The organism is Methanomicrobia archaeon (assembly GCA_016930255.1).
In the GTDB taxonomy this organism is placed as follows: domain Archaea; phylum Halobacteriota; class Syntropharchaeia; order Alkanophagales; family Methanospirareceae; genus JACGMN01.
Map to the genome: position 1 here is coordinate 21377 of JAFGHB010000025.1, position 19786 is coordinate 41162.

The following is a 19786-nucleotide window of genomic DNA, read 5'->3' on the forward strand; positions in this document are numbered from 1 at the left end:
AAGAGTATGCTTACACTGTTTCAACCTCTTTCCGGCTGATAGGCAGGCGAAAAAAGTTGCCGTACAGTTTCGTTCGCATGGAACGTCCGTGTCGCCTGAATTCGCGCCCATAGCACAAACAGGAAAATTTATATAGCGCGGTAGCCATTTAAAGGACAGGAGAAGGGGCCTGAGCAGGTAACCGGGCACATTTGCGGTGGTAAATAGCTACTTGTCTTCCCTCTTCGTTGTAACAGGATAGCGATCGATCCATGCTCACGGAAGAAGAAGGTAAAGCGGGGTTACGGCTTGCACGAGCCGCGATAGAGAAATACCTGAATGAGCACGCCAAGCTCAAAGCGCCTGACGATTTACCTGCAATCTTTGACGAGCAGCGGGGCGTTTTCGTCACGTTGAACGAATTTGGAGCGTTGAGAGGCTGCATTGGCTATCCGTATCCAGTCTTCGCGCTGAAAGAGGCGATCATAGACGCTGCGATCTCCGCTGCAGTGAGGGATCCCCGATTCCCGCCGGTCACCCGGGAGGAATTCAAAGAGGTGAGCATCGAGCTCACGGTACTTACCCTGCCGCAGGTATTGCACATAAAGCCCGCTGAGTTGCCTAACCACATCGAGGTGGGCAGGCATGGCTTGATCGTGAAGAAAGGGCTGTATCAAGGGCTTTTGCTGCCTCAGGTGGCTACCGAGTACAACTGGACCGCAGAGGAGTTCCTGTGCCAGACCTGCTGGAAAGCCGGCTTGCCGCAGGATGCCTGGCTGGAATCAGACACCGCGGTCAGCACATTTGAAGGCCAGATATTTAAAGAAGAGGAAGAGGATGAGGAGGAGTAAGTAGAAAAGACGATGATAGATATAGATCGATACAAATGCGGATACTGTGGTGCGTGCGTTTCCGTCTGCCCCACCGATGCGATCGAGCTGGTAGGGACGTGGATAAAGATAGATGAGGAGTTATGCAACAACTGTAAAGCGTGTGTGAACATCTGCCCCGTAGGCGCGTTGGAGCTGCGTTGAGTAAGCACGAACCGAGACTGACTTGAGTGTCACGTCACGGGTTATTTAGCGTTTACGTTACGGAGCGAAGCTCAGATCGTCTTTGCGTACACGAATGCATCCTCGCCATCTGCGTAATATCTCTTTATGCTACATGACGGCTGGTAGCCTTGCGTTTCGTAAAATCGTATCGCATCCCGGTTGCTTACCCTGACTTCCAACGTGACGGTATCGAACGTAGCGGTACGAAACTCGTGCTCGACAACTTTTATCAATGCTTCACCCACTTTTCGCCTTCGGTGTTCCGGATCCACGGCAATCCCCGAGATATGCCCGTGCCCGGCTCGTACTGCACCGCCGACAAAACCAATGAGCTTCTCTCCCGTGCCCTCCAACGTCTGAACGGCCACGAAGTAATACTGTGCGAACGGATGGAACAAATCAGCGATATCGGATGCGGTATTGACCGTCTTTATGTTCTGCTTCCACAGTCGAATAATCGCTTCCAAATCTGACTCTACTGCTTTCCTCAGGCTAAACTCCGCCATGGAATACTCTCCGTTATACACGTTGTTCCCTTCACTACTTTAAGGCAGTTTCGGTTTTTCTCGCTCAGCCCGCAGTTTGCACTGGCGTGTGTGTGATCGCCGGAATTTTTTATGTGTGCCCGGTTATTGATACTTACCGGATGACCGAAACCAGCCACCTGAGCGAATCAGACCGGATAACAAAGGACATAGCACTCTTTGAGGAAAGCCTAATCGAGTTTGATTCGGTATCACTCGCAGACGACGAGGCTGACGTGGTGGAGCAGGCGAAGCGCTATTACGAAGATACGAAGTATTATCACGAAAAGGGCGATTACTTTACGGCGTTCGGCTGTATTAACTACGCGCATGGGCTGGTTGACGGAATAAGGATGCGAAGAGGTTTATTGAAGTGGTAATTATCGCTCCTTTGCAGCTTTCTTTTTTATAGTTGCGCCACTCAAAGCATCAGCGCCAGATAGCCAATGGCAAATCCCAATATCGCACCTGAATTGAGGAACGGCAGACCGGCATGTGGTTTCCCTCTCCCTGCGATACGGCTCAGCACCGCGTAGCCCGCCAGCGTGCCGATGAGCGCGCCCAGCGCGGGTGCGTTTATCAATCCAAAGTAATACACGAATCCTGACATGTAATTCGCGGACACCACCAGCACGGTGGGAATAATCGCGTCGCCAAGCCCCATGTAAAAGCCGTCTTCCATCGCGTCGCCACGCAACAACGAGAAGCTCCACTTTCGCGGCAGCACAAAAAGAACGGGCATGTGCAGATCAATGACCGATTCCGCTAACGTAACCATGTGCTTCGTCTTGTAAACGGCAATGGCGTCGTAGACCATTAGAATGCCCAGTAAGAGCAGCACGGGTAGTATGCCGAGCGAGATGCCGAAGATCGCCGCTGCGCCACCGCCTAGTATCAAACCGGTCGCATCGAGCACGTACCATTCAGGATATTTGTAGAGGAGCAGCACGAGTGCGAGCGTGATGATGAGAGGGATAGCGACATCAGGGTAGAGAAGCGCATACGGCACATAAAAGATCGTCATCGTGACCGCACCGAGCATAACGAAATAGACGAGCTTCTCGCCCAGATGTTTGAAATATTTGAGCACGATAAGGATGAACGCGGTAAACGCGATGATAAAGACGAAGAAGATAAGTGGATTGAGTGGGTCATTCTTATCCTCGAACGCGATGATACCCGCGACGTCAAAAGGCGTCGCGAGCAGTACGGCGAGCAGTTGCGTAATCAGGATGAAACAGCCCATGCCAATAAACAGAACGCTGCCCGTGCTCCTTTCTTCCTTTTCTTCTTTCGGTCCTTCTTCGGTCTCTTCCGGCATGGTAGATGGTGATCACTAAGATACATAAAGGGCAGAGTCATATAAGATTGCGGTGGTGCGGGAACGTGCTTCTTTTAAAAACCGTGCAGGACGTAATCTAATCGTGTAATCCAGCCTAAAAAATAAAAGTAAGAGGAGTGTTTATTCACTCCTCCCTCGTTCGCCTTCTTACGATGTTCAGTACCACGATTGCCGAAAGCACGCCGACCAGCGTTATCAGTCCCACGGGCGTTAGCGCAGGCAGTTGTGCTGGCGCTGATGGCCCTTCTCCCCGCCGACACTCGTCCAGTGGATTCGCGTCTGAATTATTTGCGGTACCATAGATCTCGTAAGCGCCTGATCCATCCCAATCATTCCAGAAGTTGCTCGTAAAGATGTTGTTTGTCCCGTTATCCACCGCCTGATAGGGCGTGTTGCCAATGAAGCAGTTTTCGTAGATCTCGTTATCCGCGGATCCTGAGTTAAGATCCACGCCAGAATCAGCCGAGCCGGTGTTGTTCACGATCATGTTCCTCCTGATCGTGGCATTTTCAACGTCCTCGAAGTCAACCCCGTCGCCGCAGTCGCTTATAGTGTTCTCCTCGATCAGGGGATCGCCCAGATTCACCGTCGCACCGCTAGCGTTGTAGAGATCCATGTAGAGATAGACGCCCGCCCAGCCGCATGCATCGATCGTGTTCCCCTGTATCAGTGCCCGGCCGATGGTCTGCGTGGAGTTGCCAGAGGCGTCGAAGTAATAATAGATTTTGACCCCGTCTTCGGATACATTACTGATCTCATTCCTGAGGATGTCCAGCATACCCATCGTTAACCTGCTCTCGTCATAACTGTAGACGTTATCGGCAACATCAATACCATCGCCGTCGGTGAGGTTATCTATCACGTTATCGGCAATGAGCAGGTCTCCGAACTCCAGCGTGGAATTGTAAATGAGGTCATAGCCAATCTCGTCATAGTAGATACGGATGGCATAATAGTCTACGTCATAGAATCGGTTATTGGTTATGATAACATCGTCGAAGGTGATGATGACATTGCTGTAGTAAGAGTCACCCAAGTCGATCTCATAGGGTGTTTCATAGTATTCGAGGTATATGCCATATTCGCAACTGAAGGTGTTGTCATCGATGAAGAGTTCCCCGAAATAGAAGGTGGCGTTGTTATCCATAGAGTAAGGAGTCTCATAGACATAGAGATATATCCCATCACCGTCTACATCAAAAGTGTTTCCGGTTACGGTGATATCGCCGATTATGGTTGCGCTACTGTCGTAGTTTTCATGGCATACGACCTCGTAGAAGAGGTATATGCCGTCGCCGCCGCACTCGAAGGTGTTGTCATCGATGAAGAAGCCGCCAAAGTCGATTAAGGTGTCGTCATAAGCGCCATGGGGATTTCCATAGTTGTAGAGGTAAATCCCGTTTAGGCTGACGTTGAAGGTATTGCCCGTGATTACGTAACTGGGCAGCTCCGCAGAGGCGTTGCCGTGCATATCGTAGCCGACCCCTGAATCGTAGTAATAAAGATATACGCCGTCATCGTCGCCCGATATGTTGTTGTTATCCCGGACATAAATGTCGCCCATGCTGAGATTCGCGTTCTCCTCCATCTCGTAGGCAACATGGTTGTAGTAAACGTAGATTGCGTCGAAATAGGCATTGATTGCGTTCTCTTCAATGTGCACCTCGTCGGTCGTCACCTCAGAATTGCCATCCATGTCATCACCGAAATCATTATACTCTAACTCGATACCATAGCCCTCCCTCGAAACGATCGTGTTGTTGTTAATAAAGACGTCGCCCAGGGCTATCGACGCGTTGTTGTATAGGTACTCCGCCAGGTAGTAAACATATAGGCCATAGCCGCTGACGTTTATCTCGTTACCCTCGACATAAAGATTACCTACGGTTAACGAAGCTTCATCTTCGAAAGTTTCAAAGTAGGCGTAGGCGTCAATGTAAATGGCATCAGTGGTCACGGACGTTATCGTGTTACCGTTGATCACCAGGTCGCCACAGGTTCCCGTGGTCGTGCCATACCACTCCGTGGCTCCGTAGTAGTCAATATACATAGCATAGCTCGTCTGGTTCTCGAAGGTGTTGTCATTCACGACGACGTCGCCAGCGGTCACGGTGGTATTGGTAAGGGTGAAGAAACCACCATAAAAGTCAATGCCCTTTTCGCCACCGTAGAACTTGTTCCCGGAGATATTCACGTCGCCCATTGAGATGCTTCCGCCAGTGAGATCCGTCACCCAGATGTCTTCTATATCAACGCCATCGGTCGTTACCATATTGAAGACGTTATCCAGGATATCAAAGTCGCCGATGGTGACGGTGTAGCCAGTTACGGTGGCGTCGTAATCCAGTCTAACACTAAAATAAAACCCGTTGTCGCTGATGTTAAAGGTATTGCCCCTGATGCATATGTCGTCAATCGTGTAATTGTCGTTTGCAGAGTCTCCAAAGCCCTTGTCAATACCAAAGTGAACCCCGTCGCTCAGATTGGTGAAGGTGTTGTCTAAAATAGTGAAGCCAACGAAGTCATCGGAAAAGATTCCATTGGTGCCGTTGGTAATCGTAAAGCCCTCGATGGTTATGTTGCTTGCGTTGATGTCCAGTATCTCAGTTGCGCCTCCGCCGTCGATAATGGTGGTCGCCGCACCTGCGCCGATGAGGCTGATGCTGTCGTTATTAAAAGTGATGGGAAAGGTCTCGCCGTTAGTCGTGTTGTCATAGAGTCCCGCAGACACATTGATGATATTGGGGTCCGCGAGGCTGGCGCCCGCAGGGACGGTAGCCACCGCGTGCGTTATGGTCTTCCAGGGAGTGGCTGGATTCTGCGCCGCCACAGCATTGCGGGTATCGTCCCCCGTGCCATCATCAACATAGTACGTCGTTCCCGGGCTGGCCGCTACCGTTCCTGCCAGTACTAACGTCAGAAAGAGAGTAATCACGCCAATCGCCGTTACTTCGAGTAAAATCGCTTTCTTCTTTTCAGCTTTCATAATGTATCACCAATAGTACACATACCAAATGGAAGGTGGAAGTACTATAAAAAGTTTGCTATTTCTCGTCAATTCGGCTTAGATGGCATATTACCTTAGCTATACAAAAATTCCTTTAGATGAAAATGGTGGCACTCTCGATATTCTCATTCAAATAGTCTCGATCCGTTCGTTCCTGATTCCGTTCTACACGGTTACATTATCGCGCAAAAAGGTCGCTAATCGTTTGCTGTCTCTATCCTTTTTTAGCATAATATCTGTTTTGAGCACGTCCACCCCTTCGTCTGCAGGACACGCGTCACCCTTATCGATGACCAGCACGTCAAGGAAATCCCGGTAGCACGAGTACACACCATAGGGGGAGACGTCAAACCCTTTTGCACGCATGAATTTGCCCGCAGGGCCGCTCACTGCTTCCGTACCCACGATCGGTGAAATCGCGATCACGATCTTCCACCTTAACAGATCTCGTATCCCCTTCAGGCTGAGTATCGGCCCGACGCTCGTAATCGGATTGCTCGGCCCGATGAGCACCAGCGCTTCTGATTCTTTCTCGAGCACCTCGACAACCGCCTCTGACGGGTTCACCACATCTATGCCCTCGAACTGGACATCGAGCACGTCCGGCTCGCCTTTGCGGACCACCCAGAACTCCTGGAAATGGAGCTCCCCCTCAGGAGTCCGGATCGTCGTGCGTACCGCTGCGGGCTCATCAGTCATCGGCAGTATCTTTATGCGATCGGGTATGCCGAAATTCCGTGCGAGCACTGCCGTCGCCTCGGTCAGGCTCTTCCCCTGCCGCAGCAGCTCTGATCTTGCGATGTGCGTTGCGCGGTCCTTATCGCCGATCATCAACCGTTCCGGATTCTGAAACCGCTCCAGCGCCTCGTGCGTGGTAAACGTATCGTCCTTGACGCCCCACCAGGTCTTCTTATCCATGACGCCCCCCAGGGTGTATAGGACCGAATCGATATCCGGGCAGAGTAAATTGCCGGAAATCCAGATGTCTTCCGCCGTATTCACGATGATGTTCAGCTCTTCGTCCTTGAATACCTTCTCCAGTCCCACCAGCAGCTTCGGCGTGCCCGTACCGCCTGAAAGGATAATCATACTCTGATAAAAAAGCGAGGTGAAAAGATAAAGCCTTTGAGAATTTCGAAAAACACCCGAAAACGTGCAAAGGATGGCAGGCACAAACAGAACGGGAAGTAACTCAAAATCCTCTAATCTAAAGATTTTATATAAATGACCTGAGCGAGAACGGAAGAAACTACGTCATTTTGCTCGCTCGCCGTGTAACATACTTCGCTTAAGCTTGAGATGGCAATCCATCCACAGATAATACATGAGGACGAACGGTATACTCGCCATACCAATGAAGACGTGTGCGTTTAATTCCCCGGTACGAAAAAAGGTTATCAGAAACATACCGCCCGCGAAGATGCCGGTTAATACGACCGCAGGAATTAGATACGTCAACACCTTTTCACGGAACGTAAACTCTTCGACTTCTCTAAACCCTCGAGAGCTCTCTGCCAAGGTACATCGACATTGATATATCATTCTAATTGAGTCCATAGCTATGACACTCAGCCACGCACAACCCGCAAGCATCAAGAGGACGAGCGGGATATCGTAGTGATTCTGAGTGAAGAAGTAGAGGAGTACAATGTAAACCGGAATGAGTAAGGGTCGCACATACTTCTCCACAGTACGTAAATCCTCCGAGAGCCCAAATTTCTTCCGCACTTGATACACAAATACCACTTTAAACGCCGCTAAAAATTCCGCATGTTTCCGTTTCACCCTTACTACCTCTTCATTATCTTCAGTCCGGTGGTACTTAAATAAGATGCCGGGAAGGAGGGTTGTTCTTTTTAGTTACCACGGCTTCGTATTTTCGACAACCGCCCCTGTACCTCGGCTGCCGCTGCTGATAGTTTCACTCCGAAACGACTTAAAGCCTGGAGCCCTTTTGGCACGGTATGCCATAGATAAAAGGCTTAAATATCTCGAAAAGAAAGGGAGAACTGAGATAACAAAGGTAAAAATGGATGAGATAAAGAAGGGTGATTTGTTCTCGATTGCCGGCCTGGAAAACGTGAAGATAAGCATTGGTGAGATAGTAGAGGAAGAAGGAGGAAAGGACTGGGAGCCGATGGGTCCCCATCCAATGCCACGCATAGCAACGCTTCGAGACTGGGATTTCAAGCTATTGAACCGGTATAAGCCGTTTTATGCGCCGTTGTGCGACATGTGCTGCCTGTGCACGTACGGCAAATGCGACCTCACGGGCAACAAGAAGGGCGCGTGCGGGATACGAATGGACGCACAGCACGGCCGAATTGTGCTTCTTGCGTGTTTGGTGGGTTGCAGTGCTCATTGTGGCCATGGACGACATCTTTTGCACGATATGATAAAGAAATTCGGCCGGGACGTTCCCATCGATTTCGGGCCCGAGGTGGATGTAGAAGCGCCTCTTACGAGATTGATCTGCGGCATAAAGCCGAGGACAATAGGCGATTTTGAGCAGGTATTTGATTACATTGAAGAGCAATTAGTTCAATTGGCCGACGCACTTCACACGGGCCAGGAGGGTTCATACATGGACTTCGAATCAAAAGCGCTCCACATGGGTATGCTCGATTCACTGAGCAAAGAGGCCGCTGATATCATTCAGATCGCCTGTTATGGCATGCCAACGAGCCATGAAGGCGGCGGTCCGAATGTTCCGCTCGTCGACGTGGGGATAGGAACGATCGATACTGATAAACCTGTTGTGCTTGTTATAGGTCATAATGTGCCTCCGGCTGCGGATATAGGTGACTACCTGACGGACAACGATCTCGAGGACAACGTGGAACTCGCAGGTATTTGCTGTACTTCTATTGACACTACGCGCGTGTATAAGAAAGCGAAGATAGCCTCTGCGCTTGGCAGGCAATTGCGTGTGATACGAGCGGGAATCGCAGATGTCGTCGTGATAGATGAGCAATGCATTCGTGCGGACATCGTGGAGCTTTGTCAACGAACTCACTCGCCGGTGATCGCGACAAATGACAAGGCAATGCACGGTTTGGTGGACAGAACTGATGATGATCCTGATGCAATCGTGGCCGATTTGGTGAACGAGCGCGTGCCCGGTGTAATCATACTCGATCCCGAGCAGGTGGGCGAAGTAGCAGTGAAGACCGCGCTACAGATGGATAAGAAGCGGAGGAAGCTGCGTTTTATTCTTAGCGATGATGAATTCAAGCAGTATGTAAATGAGTGTACCCAATGTGGCAATTGCACGCTTGCATGTCCGAACGGGATGAGGATTGGAGAAGCGATGGCAAGTGCCGCGTCAGGGGATATAAAGCCTCTTGCTGATATGTTCGACCTCTGTGTCGGCTGTGGCCGGTGCGAGCAGGTTTGTAAGAAGCAGATGCCGATTGTCGATGTGATCACCAAGGCGGCATATCCGCAGCTCCGAGAGGAGAAAGGGCGGATGCGAATAGGGCGAGGCCCGATCTGGGACAGTGAGATACGGGAGGTCGGTGCTCCTATTGTTCTCGGGACCATTCCGGGCGTGATTGCGCCGATCGGCTGTGGCAATTATCCGCAAGGGACGAAGGACGCGTGGCTCATCGTCAAGGAGTTCGCGGAACGGAATTACATCGTTACGCTGACGGGCTGCATGGCGATCGATGCCGCGCTGTGGAAAGACGAGGACGGGAAAACACTGTACGAGCAGCATCACGGCAGATTCGACGGCGGTGGCGTGCTCAACATCGGCTCGTGCGTCTCCAATGCGCATATCCACGATGCAGCAATAAAGATAGCGAGTATCTTCGCAGGGAGAAAGCTGCGCGGAAATTACGAAGAGATCGCAGATTACATTCTGAGTCGAGTCGGCGCCTGCGGTGTTGCGTGGGGCGCGATGTCACAGAAGGCGGCCTCGATCGCGACGGGCTTTAATAGACTTGGTATTCCCGCGGTCGTTGGCCCGCATAGTACGAAGTACCGACGAGCGTTCCTCGGTCGCGCAGACGTGCAAGACGATTGGAAGATAATAGACGCCAGTGATGGCTCTGAGCTTTATTTCGAGCCGGGCCCGCAACATTTACTCGTAGCCTGTGAGACGGTGGAGGAAGCTTTGCCGATGATCGCGAAACTGTGCTTCCGGCCCTCGGACACAGATCGTGGACGGTCCATAAAACTGACGCATTACATTGATCTCAGCCAGAAATATCTCAATACGTATCCAACGGATTGGCACCTCTTCGTCCGGAGTGCCACGGACCTGCCCATTGCGAAGAAGACCGAATTGCTGAAGATACTCGAGGACAAGCATGAGTGGAAGATCGACTGGAAGACGAAACGGATATTAGAAGGGCCTATTCGTGGATACGACCCCTCATTCAACCCGACGAACTTGAAACGGCTGGTACGGGAGAGGAAATAAGTAAGTAAGGGGGAAAGTAAAGATGGGAGCGGAAATACCTTTTGACGTGGCGAATATCCCCGGTCCTGAGACAGGCGAAGTGGTCGCACCGAAAGTAATAGGGAGTTACATCTCAAGCGCGAAGCGGCCGTTGCTCGTTGTGGGCTCTGAAATTTTGCGTGATGAGTTCTTTGTGGAACTCGCGATTGAGCTGGGTAAGAAGGGGATCCCGATAGCCGCAACGGGCCACAGCATAAAGGGCTTTGTAGAAAAGGGCTACTGCGAGAACGTGCAGTATTACAACTTGCACGACCTCACGAACTGTTTACGAGACCCGAACTGGGCGGGCCTGGACGGTAAGGGCAATTACGATTTCGTGATCTTCTTCGGCATCACGTACTATTACGCGTCGCAGATGCTGTCCTGCATAAAGAACTTTGCAACCGATCCCCTGGTTCGTGCGGTTTCGATTGATCGTTATTACCATCCAAACGCGCGAATGGGCTTTGCAAACATTACGCCGCGGCAGGAGGAGGAGTATAAGGCGATGCTGAATCGCGTAGTGGGGAGCATAAAGCGGAGGTAAGAGGGCAGAAACGGAACGGAACCATGGTAAAAGAAAAAGGTAATCTAACGGATTTAGAGGCGGAAGTGATATATAACGGGCTCTGCTGCTACTGCGGGACGTGCGGCGCGTTTTGCAAGGAGTACATAACGTACGAGGATGGACTGCCGAAGACAAAGAAGAAGTGCTATGAGATCTGCGGCGCGTGTTACGATTTCTGTCCACGGACGTTCTTCGCTCCTTTCAAGGTAGACCGAGCGGTATTTGGCGAGGTGAGAAAGGACGGTTTGTTAGGCTATTACCAAGGAGATATAATCACCGCACGTGCCACCGATAAGGCCGTTATGGATAAAGCACAGGATGGCGGAGTTATATCCGCATTGCTTCTCTTCCTGATCGAGCAGGGCGAGATCGATGCAGCAGTTGTCACAAAGACTTCTGAGGAGAAGGCGTGGCAACCGGAACCGTGCATTGCAACAACGAAAGAGGACATATTAGCTGCGGCTGGCTCGAAATACACGCAATGCCCGGCGGTACTAGGAGTGGGTGACGCGTTCGAGCAGGGCTACCAGAATATCGCCCTTGTCGGATTGCCATGCCACATAGAGGGCATGAGAAAGGTTCAGTTGTCAAAAGGCTTTGACGTCGGCGCTGACCGCGTGAAACTCCTTATCGGGCTCTTCTGCACGGAAACGTTTGATTCCACGATGCTCATCACGGTTTTGGAGACGTTAGGCACGAGTTTCGAGGACGTCAAGAAATTCAATATACGGAAGGGGAGCTTCATCGTTTATACAAAGTCTGGCGAAACGCTGAAGATGCCGGTTCGAAAAATGAGGGCGTATGCACGAGAAGCGTGCAATTACTGCTACGACTTTGCATCAGAGTTCGCTGACGTTTCCGTGGGATCAATAGGCTCCGATGACGGCTGGTCAACGGTGATCGCGCGAAGCGACGCGGGTAAGGACTTGCTGAAGCGCGCGGAGGCCGCGGGATTAATAGAAACGAAGAAGCTCTCGAAAGAGGGGATAGCGACCGTAAAGAAGCTCGCATCGTTCAAGAAGCGGGAGAACCTGAAGTGGATTTACGAGAAGACCGAGCCCTTGAGCTTCCTGAATATGCAGGTCGAGCCAGAGCTGCTTGAACGGTTCTTGTGCGGGGATTGAATAGCTTCGTGCATCTTCATGATTGGCGGCCTTTTGAGCACGCACAGAGAGCACTGACTATGAGAGGCGTCACTCTAGTAATTCCTCCGTGTTTCGTAATCAGGAGTCTTTCCTCAACTCTTGGTGATCTGCCAGACAAGATCGTAGTCCAATGCTAAATCTTCGGCAACTTCGTGTGGATAAGCCTCTATGTACGAGCATAGCCTATCACTTCTTGCTACACCTCGTTATACGCCATATTACGCACCTTAACGATCTTAATAGCTCGCAACTTATCCCTGCGGTCTTTCGCACACATGAGCTCACAGTAACACTCTCGGTGGATTTTTAACGTGTAACAGCCTCAGGAAATCAACTCGTTCGAAACCGGGATCGGCAGCAGCTAGTTCTCAACCCCGTAGCTGCAGCAACATCTCCCGCCTGAATTGATCGCGATCGATGCTCTTCTAACCGCAACACTGCGTATTCCGCGTTATTCGGCCGTTTCTATCGCCACGATCTTCTTCCTGCTTGTCGCGCCCGAAACGATCCGCACGTCGGCATTGAAGTATTTTGATAGCACCGTAACCACCGCTTTATTAGCCTTACCTTTCGTCGGCGGCGCTTTTACTCGCACCACGAGCGGATCGCCTTCGATTACTTCATCCGTATTCGAATTGGGGACGACTTTGATCTCAATAGTCTTCATACGCCACAAATGACTTGTAGTAGGCATAGGTATTTAAATGATAATACGTTTGAGTGCTTTGAGTACGAACGAAAGGCAAGCGACAAAGTGAAAATGGAAACAAAAGTAAGAGCGCACGTGGTTGTCACCGGACGCGTGCAAGGCGTTTACTATCGCTATGCGACACGAGAAGAGGCGGTCATGCGCGGTGTGAAGGGCTGGGTACGGAACCTGAAGGATGGCCGCGTGGAGGCGGTATTCGAAGGCGAGAAGTCGAAAGTAGAGGAGGTGATAGACTACTGCCATTACGGGCCGCCTGCCGCGAAGGTTTCTTCCGTGGAGGTTACCTGGGAGGAGTATACCGGTGAATTCAAGGGTTTCTCCATCCGCTATCGGTAAGTTTAGTTGAGCTTAGTTGAGTTGCGTTGTACGCAATAGTTCTAAGGCCTCTTTCATAGTGCATTTCTTCAGGATGAGAGTGCATCAACAGGTCAAATGTAACGCCGCAACGACTTTTTTAACATTTGAGACTTCGTTATACACTTTGCACGCATGATCGGTCGACGCAACAATTAATTCTATCCCCTGTGATTCGATCCATTCGCGCGTTTGCGATGGCACAGTCATCACTCCGTATTTGCCCGTGCCGACAATGAGCACCTCAGGCTGCTCTTTAACGATCGATTCGATGTCCTCTATGTGGAGGACATGCCCGTCTTTCCGCCACCAATTATCTTCAACGCGGTCAGGGAAGATGATTACATCGCTCGTAAACGTCTTAGCATCGATAACGATCCGGCCGAAGTCGTAAGCGTCAATCATTGCCACACCTCGTCTTTTTTATAGGTTGAGTTTAATGTTTATAAATTATGTGCACAAGATTTCCCAATTCGAGAAGATCCTAGCGGAAAAAGCGCGATATGGGTGGTAATGATGTTTAGCACAGACGCAAGAAATGTAGAATCCGTAAATTTGAATGAAAAAATACGAGAGACAAAAAAAGAATTCGGTTTTAGACAACTCTCAATCATGCTATTCAAAATTGAAGGCACACTTGATTTAAGTCACATAGATAAATTTGTAAAAACCCATTATATTAAGAGAGAGAAAATATCCACCGAAGGTTTTCAAAGAACTCCTACTATCAACAAAAACGTCTTAACCGCCTACTACGCAAAGGAGGGTATAAGAACATTAAGGTTTACAGATCAATATTCTAACATAGTTCCCTGTTCAATCGAGATGGTGCCGGATCTAGTTAAAATACAGTTCATTAAGTACAATGATTTTGTGGAAATTCGTGTGATTGGAGGCAGTGAAAAGTTCATAGAAAAGAAGGTCTACCCAATGTTACGTATCATGGCAAATACCGCTGGTGGCCGGCTCTATATACCTACGGTGTCTCAAGAGTTTATACGAAAACTCTGCTTGTTTATTCACAGAAAAAATGTGGACTATATAAAGATTGATCCTTCGAAATCAAAAAATTATGCTAAGGTGATTGAAGAAGAAATCAAAAAGGAGAATATCAAAAAATATGAATACGTTGTTGAAGAGGGGATTTTTAAAGGAAGTGGAATATTGGAATCAGGCGCATTAAAGGCCCTATTTGAAAAAGAGCAAGATATTATAATCCAAGAATTTAAGTCTAAAATGAACTATCTTCTAAAAGGTGAATTTCGAGAGATTAACTATCAAATGGACTCGGGTGGGAAAATAAAATTTTTTGTTGATGGATCTTTTGTCGACTCATTTGAGGATGAATCTGAAGCTGGAAGTTATTTGCTAAAAAGGTTGGAGGAGGATGCTCAGAAGCAACTTATTTTGACAGAAGAAATCGGGATTCAGAAAAATAACGCCCAGAGGACATTAATTGATTTTGTCCCGTCGAAAGAATATCTACTTGACTTATTTATAAACCACATGGATACCAGGGATTACAAGGCTCTTCCTAGTATATTAAAAGATTTAAAAGATACCAATGTAACTTTAGAGGAAAAAGGTGAAATATTAAAGGGCTATATTTTTCTTCTAGAAAACGATTTGTTTTCAGCTTATGAATATATTGGCCCGTTTTTGCCATTTTTTGAAAGCGAGTTGATTAGAGCTAATGAGGAAAGATTGACAGGAATTTTTAAAAATATGGAGCCTGAAACTTTTTTCAGATTCGTTAAAAAAGGTGTAGAACCATTTGCGGAAATAATAAATCCAATAATTTCAGAAAAGGAGGTAAAAAGGTATCATCTCCAGAGGTTATGGGGAAATGTTAAAAATGAAATGGATAAAATAAAAAAAGGAAAATTATTGGAAGATTTTGCTAGTCTATTGTTTAGTTTTGATGAGGGATTAAAAGTAGATTCTCAGAATTTCAGAACGAAAGATGAGGAAATAGACCTCTTATTAAAAAATAAATTTGAGGACCATTTTTGGGTTCAATTAAATTCTCCATATATTTTCGTAGAATGTAAAAATTGGAGTTCCAAAGTTGGCAGTGATGAAATAAAGAAGTTCAAGGGAAAATTAGAAGATCACAGAAATTTGTGTAGGGTTGGGTTTTTCATTTCTATTAATGGATTTACAAAAGGTGATGATATTGCGCTAATTAGAGCTGCTTCACAAGATAAAATTCTTAGTCTTATTGCAGGTGAGGATATACAAGAATTTTTATATTCCCAGTGCTCTCTAAAAGAATTCTTAGAGAGGTTAATAAAAGATTCAATACGATAACCCAAAAATTTCAGGAGTGAAAATGGACATACGAGTACGGAAGCTATACGAGGCGTTGTTCGCGCTCGAAGAGCTGCGCGAGCTTTATCGGCACGCGTTACCGTCTGGCCTTGACGAAGAGGAAGAAGCGCACTTTGCAGACGGTGTAGCTCGCGTCGAGCGTCTCGTTGAGGAATTGAAAGCGGGTAAGGGCAACCCCGTTAAACAGATTACCACAACGCTTGAACTGAGGACGAGAGAGGAAGAGTTCATCAATATCAATCCTATTCAGGCGGGAGGCAGATTAACGCTTGAAGCACGGAAAGCGCTCATTGCCTACGGCGATGGCTATTCGGTCTGTGATCAGTGTTTAACGGGCAGGCTTGATCAGATCAGGAAACCGCCGGTCGATGAATTCCATGCGGAATTGGCGGCATTTGTGGGCATGGATGAAGCACGGGTGGTGCCGGGTGCGCGACGCGGCTTTCAGGCTGTTACGTCCTCGCTCATTGAGAAAGGCGATGTCGTGATCGTCTCGGATTTAGCGCATTATACCGAATTCTTAGCGGTCGAGATCGCAGGCGGTATTGTCAAAGAGGTGCCGACGGGCTCGAACCACCTCGTGACCGGCGATGCCGTCGCGGAGACCGTAGAGCGGGTGAAGGAGGATACTGGAAAGCTGCCAAAGCTCATCATGATCGAATATGTCGATTACAGTTACGGTAACGTCCACGACGTTGCAGGCGTGGGAAAAGTTGCGAAGGAGTATGACATCCCGTTTCTCTGCAACGGTGCGTACGCCGTGGGCATGATGCCGGTGAACGGTAAGGAGATGGGCGCGGATTTCGTGGTCGGCTCCGGGCACAAGGGCATGGCTGCGGTTGCACCCTCCGGCGTCCTCGCCACGACAGAAGACTGGGCGTCCACGGTGTTCAGAAGCAGCCGCATCCGGGGCGATCTTACCGCCAGGAGCTTCGAGAACAAAGAGCCGGAGATGATGGGCTGTACGCTGATGGGCGGCACGGTCGTCTCCATGATGGCTTCGTTCCCCGCTTTGAAAGAGCGTGTGCAGCACTGGGACGAGGAGGTAAAGAAATCAAATTATTTCATCACCGAGTTCCTGCGCATTGCCGGCAACAGAATTATGAGCGAATATCCACGTCAGCATACGCTTTCGAGGATTGACACGCGCGAGAGCTTCGATCAGATCGCGAAGACGCACAAGCGAAGAGGCTACTTCCTCAGCGACGAATTGAAGAAGAGGAAGATTGTGGGTGAATTTGCGGGCTCGACGCGCGTGTGGAAGCTCAACACCTACGGACTGAGCTGGGAGCGGATAAAGTACCTCAGCGAGGCGTTCATAGCAATCGCGGAGAAATACGAGTTGGCGGTACACTAGTCTCAAACAAGCCTCTTTAAAGCTTTTCTCTGTTTTGATGAGTTACGGGAAAATTTTAGGTGGCAATGAGAGAATGTGCGCTCTGCGGTAAAGGAAACGCATCTGAATCGTTGCAGGTCTGTGTCGACTGCATCCGCAGCGGCCGAGCAGAGGCGCTGAATTATGCAACGGCGGCTCACAAGCAGATACGATCAAAGTACGGACTTCCTGCGGAACCGCCAAAGAGTGAAGGGGGTATACGATGTAACCTGTGCTCGAACGAGTGCATGCTGAAGGACGGTGAGCGCAGCTACTGTGGCCTGAAAATGAACGTCGACGGCAGGTTAACGTCATTGGTGCCGCCCCACCAGGCGTTATTGTATTCTTATATCGATCCGCTGCCGACGAATTGCTGCGCGGCATGGTTCTGTCCCGGCTCTGCACAATTCGGCAAGGAGAATGTAGCGGTCTTCTTCTTCGACTGCAACTTCGATTGCCTCTTCTGTCAGAACGCTTCGCATAAGGACTTCCGAGCGGTTAAGGCAGTGAGTGGAACGGACTTCGTTGCACGCGTGACTCACAATGAAAACGCATACTGTGTCTGTTTCTTCGGTGGCAGTCCCGAGCCGCAGCTGCCGTTTGCGATTCGCGCTTCTGAGGCAATCTTAGCTGAGAAAGACGTAAGGATCTGCTGGGAGTGGAACGGCTGTGGCAACAAAGCGCTCGTGAAGCGCGTGGCTTCATTATCGTTTAAAAGCGGCGGTATCGTCAAATTTGATCTCAAAGCCTTTGATCCGAACCTCAGCGTTGCATTAAGTGGTGTCCCTAACAAGAGAGCATACGAAAACTTTGAGATGATTGCGACCGAATTCTTCGAAAAATCGGAGCCGCCCGTGCTCACCGCGACGACCTTGCTCGTGCCGTATTACGTCGACGAGAAGGAAGTAGAGCAGATCGCACAATGTATCGCGGGCATTAATCCAAACATTCCGTATTCATTGCTGGTGTTCCATCCTTCTTTTTACATACAGGATCTGCCGATCACGCCGAGAGAGCAGGTATTCAAATGCTACGAAACGGCGAAGACATACCTGAACAAGGTGAATATCGGGAATCAGCAGTTGCTCAAAACATTTTAGACTGAAAAGATTGTAATGCCCGTGAAAAAAGCCGCCAAAGAAGCAAGAAGGAAACCCAGCATATCTGTTTGTGATAGCTTACGAAAAGCCTCAGCTATACCTACTTTTCCAAGTTCCTTGTTTCCAAATACGTATTGACCAGTTTCTGACAAAGAGCGTGTTACATCTATATCCTTAATTTTTTCATAAAATTCCCGTGATATTAAGAATAAGCAGAAATAAAAAGCTGCTAATAGGCACCAGAACATAAAGAAAGAGATTTTTATCAGCTCAGTCATCTATTCGTACCACTTCAAACAAATTTAAGATTACCCTTGCTTTAATTGATCTATTGCCACTACTTTGACGGTTCAATTTTATTTTTTTAACAAAACATCTTCCCTACATCAACTTGAATCCACCTGTTCTTTTCGGTCTCACTGACTCTTCTTCTGAGCAATATCTGAAAAGATATAAAAATCCTCATAACACCGACAAATACTCTTCCAACTCCCATTCCGTCACGTTCACGCGGTACCGATCCCATTCCACCTGCTTGGACATGATGAAATTCCGGAAGGTGTGCTCGCCTAACGCTTCCCGCACCAGGTCGCTCTGTTCTGTTAGCGTTATGGCCTCGATCAAGCTTCCCGGTAGCGTCTCTATTCCCTCGCGCTCACGTTCCTCAGCACTCATCAGGTACACATCCTTTTCCGTCGGTGTGGGCAACTCGTACTTGCCCTTCACGCCCGCCATACCCGCAGCAAGCATCACGGAAAACGCAAGATACGGATTACATGCTGGGTCGGGGCTGCGGAATTCCACCCGTGTCGCTTTCTCCTTTCCCGGCTTGTACATCGGGACTCGTACGAGCGTCGACCGGTTCCGCCGCGCCCAGGTAATATACGCCGGTGCTTCATAGCCCGGCACCAACCGTTTGTACGAATTGATCCACTGGTTGGTTATCGAGGTTATCTCCGGCGCATGGCGTAACAATCCCGCGATATAGCTCTTACTCATATCAGACAGTTGGTATTCCTCGTTCGGGTCGAAGAATGCGTTTCGCTCGCCTTTAAAGAGCGATTGATGCACATGCATGCCCGAACCATTCACCCCGAAGATTGGCTTTGGCATGAATGTGGCATAGCAGCCGTGCTGCTGCGCGATCTCCTTTACCACGATTCGATAGGTCATCACCTGATCTGCCATCGCCAGTGCATCGGTGTATCGGAGATCTATCTCGTGCTGCGAGGGCGCAACTTCGTGGTGGCCTGCTTCCACTTTGATGCCCATCGCGCCGAGCATGACGATCGTATCCCGTCGTATGTCGCTTCCTGCATCCAAAGTCATCAAGTCGAAATAGCCACCCTCATCCAGCACTTCCAGGCTCTTATCGTCCTCCAAGTAGAAATATTCAAGCTCCGGACCGACATAGAACGTGTACCCCTCGTTTTGCAATTGCGCCAAGTTCCGCTTCAATACATACCGTGGATCGCCCTCGTACGGACTGCCATCAGGCTGTAGAATATCGCAGAACATCCGCGCAACGACATCATCCGTCTTCTTCCATGGGATGAGCTGAAAGGTGCTGGGGTCTGGTTTTGCGAGCATGTCGCTCTCGTCAATCCGCGCGAATCCCTTTATCGACGAACCGTCAAAGCCCATACCCTCCGCAAACGCCGCTTCTAATTCACTTACTGAAATTGAAACACTCTTTAATCTGCCCAGGATATCGGTGAACCAAAGTCCGATGAACTTCACACCGTGCTTCTCTACCGCTTCAAATACGGTTTCCTTCTCGTCTACTTTTTCCCCCATAGATCTACGGACTATTATTAGCGCACGTTCTATTTAAATTAGAGGTACGATTCGCA

Annotated in this window: 19 protein-coding genes; 10 read left to right on the plus strand and 9 right to left on the minus strand. The window is 49.2% G+C overall.

Going from position 1 to position 19786, the window contains the following annotated elements:
- Positions 1 to 251: 251 nt before the first annotated feature.
- Both JW878_04355 and JW878_04360 read left to right on the plus strand, forming a co-directional pair.
- Positions 252 to 830 carry a TIGR00296 family protein gene (locus JW878_04355; protein MBN1762295.1) on the plus strand — a complete coding sequence of 193 codons (579 nt, stop codon included), beginning with the start codon at positions 252 to 254 and terminating at the stop codon, positions 828 to 830.
- 12 nt (positions 831 to 842) lie between these two features.
- Positions 843 to 1013, plus strand: a complete 171-nt coding sequence (locus JW878_04360) for a 4Fe-4S binding protein (protein ID MBN1762296.1) — start codon at positions 843 to 845, stop codon at positions 1011 to 1013.
- A gap of 71 nt (positions 1014 to 1084) precedes the next feature.
- On the opposite strand, the gene JW878_04365 is transcribed toward JW878_04360, so the two are convergent.
- Positions 1085 to 1540, minus strand: a complete 456-nt coding sequence (locus tag JW878_04365) for a GNAT family N-acetyltransferase (GenBank protein MBN1762297.1) — start codon at positions 1538 to 1540, stop codon at positions 1085 to 1087.
- A 158-nt stretch (positions 1541 to 1698) separates the two neighbouring features.
- Between JW878_04365 and JW878_04370 the strand changes: the two genes are divergently transcribed.
- Positions 1699 to 1938, plus strand: a complete 240-nt coding sequence (locus tag JW878_04370; protein MBN1762298.1) for a DUF357 domain-containing protein — start codon at positions 1699 to 1701, stop codon at positions 1936 to 1938.
- Between the two features lie 41 nt (positions 1939 to 1979).
- Here the strand turns inward: JW878_04370 and JW878_04375 are convergent, their stop codons facing one another.
- The 4 genes from JW878_04375 to JW878_04390 form a co-directional block, all read right to left on the minus strand.
- Entirely contained in the window at positions 1980 to 2879 is a 900-nt protein-coding gene (locus JW878_04375; GenBank protein ID MBN1762299.1) for a hypothetical protein, read from the minus strand.
- Positions 2880 to 3024: 145 nt separating this feature from the next.
- Positions 3025 to 5886 (minus strand): right-handed parallel beta-helix repeat-containing protein, encoded by a 2862-nt coding sequence (locus tag JW878_04380; GenBank protein ID MBN1762300.1) that lies wholly within the window; start codon positions 5884 to 5886, stop codon positions 3025 to 3027.
- A gap of 186 nt (positions 5887 to 6072) precedes the next feature.
- A complete protein-coding gene (locus JW878_04385) occupies positions 6073 to 6996 on the minus strand; it encodes a 2-phospho-L-lactate transferase (GenBank protein ID MBN1762301.1) in 924 nt (307 codons plus the stop codon).
- Between the two features lie 165 nt (positions 6997 to 7161).
- Complete coding sequence (locus JW878_04390; GenBank protein MBN1762302.1) at positions 7162 to 7692, minus strand: hypothetical protein; 531 nt, start codon at positions 7690 to 7692, stop codon at positions 7162 to 7164.
- 244 nt (positions 7693 to 7936) lie between these two features.
- On the opposite strand from JW878_04390, the gene cdhA reads away from it, so the two are divergent.
- From cdhA to JW878_04405, 3 genes are read left to right on the plus strand one after another with little or no spacing between them, the layout of a single operon-like run.
- The gene (cdhA, locus tag JW878_04395) at positions 7937 to 10333 is read left to right on the plus strand and encodes a CO dehydrogenase/acetyl-CoA synthase complex subunit epsilon (GenBank protein ID MBN1762303.1); all 2397 of its coding nucleotides are present in this window, start codon (positions 7937 to 7939) and stop codon (positions 10331 to 10333) included.
- A gap of 22 nt (positions 10334 to 10355) precedes the next feature.
- Complete coding sequence (gene cdhB, locus JW878_04400) at positions 10356 to 10898, plus strand: CO dehydrogenase/acetyl-CoA synthase complex subunit epsilon (GenBank protein MBN1762304.1); 543 nt, start codon at positions 10356 to 10358, stop codon at positions 10896 to 10898.
- Positions 10899 to 10921: 23 nt separating this feature from the next.
- Positions 10922 to 12043 (plus strand): Coenzyme F420 hydrogenase/dehydrogenase, beta subunit C-terminal domain, encoded by a 1122-nt coding sequence (locus JW878_04405; protein ID MBN1762305.1) that lies wholly within the window; start codon positions 10922 to 10924, stop codon positions 12041 to 12043.
- A 472-nt stretch (positions 12044 to 12515) separates the two neighbouring features.
- Here JW878_04405 and JW878_04410 read toward each other — a convergent pair whose 3' ends face one another.
- Complete coding sequence (locus JW878_04410; GenBank protein ID MBN1762306.1) at positions 12516 to 12731, minus strand: YggU family protein; 216 nt, start codon at positions 12729 to 12731, stop codon at positions 12516 to 12518.
- A gap of 93 nt (positions 12732 to 12824) precedes the next feature.
- On the opposite strand from JW878_04410, the gene JW878_04415 reads away from it, so the two are divergent.
- Entirely contained in the window at positions 12825 to 13109 is a 285-nt protein-coding gene (locus JW878_04415) for an acylphosphatase (GenBank protein MBN1762307.1), read from the plus strand.
- 84 nt (positions 13110 to 13193) lie between these two features.
- On the opposite strand, the gene JW878_04420 is transcribed toward JW878_04415, so the two are convergent.
- Positions 13194 to 13532 (minus strand): hypothetical protein, encoded by a 339-nt coding sequence (locus tag JW878_04420; GenBank protein ID MBN1762308.1) that lies wholly within the window; start codon positions 13530 to 13532, stop codon positions 13194 to 13196.
- 111 nt (positions 13533 to 13643) lie between these two features.
- Here JW878_04420 and JW878_04425 point away from each other — a divergent pair, with 111 nt between their 5' ends.
- The 3 genes from JW878_04425 (at position 13644) to JW878_04435 (ending at position 17933) form a co-directional block, all read left to right on the plus strand.
- Positions 13644 to 15437, plus strand: coding sequence for a restriction endonuclease (locus JW878_04425; GenBank protein MBN1762309.1), 1794 nt, complete (start codon positions 13644 to 13646; stop codon positions 15435 to 15437).
- A 22-nt stretch (positions 15438 to 15459) separates the two neighbouring features.
- Positions 15460 to 16815: an O-phospho-L-seryl-tRNA:Cys-tRNA synthase gene (gene pscS / locus JW878_04430; GenBank protein MBN1762310.1), complete on the plus strand. Its 1356-nt coding sequence runs from the start codon at positions 15460 to 15462 to the stop codon at positions 16813 to 16815.
- A gap of 65 nt (positions 16816 to 16880) precedes the next feature.
- A complete protein-coding gene (locus tag JW878_04435; GenBank protein MBN1762311.1) occupies positions 16881 to 17933 on the plus strand; it encodes a radical SAM protein in 1053 nt (350 codons plus the stop codon).
- On the opposite strand, the gene JW878_04440 is transcribed toward JW878_04435, so the two are convergent.
- Both JW878_04440 and JW878_04445 read right to left on the minus strand, forming a co-directional pair.
- Positions 17930 to 18211, minus strand: coding sequence for a hypothetical protein (locus tag JW878_04440; protein ID MBN1762312.1), 282 nt, complete (start codon positions 18209 to 18211; stop codon positions 17930 to 17932). The two genes, JW878_04435 and JW878_04440, sit on opposite strands and share 4 nt — an antisense overlap.
- Positions 18212 to 18395: 184 nt before the next feature.
- Positions 18396 to 19730: a glutamine synthetase gene (locus JW878_04445; protein MBN1762313.1), complete on the minus strand. Its 1335-nt coding sequence runs from the start codon at positions 19728 to 19730 to the stop codon at positions 18396 to 18398.
- Positions 19731 to 19786: the final 56 nt, after the last annotated feature.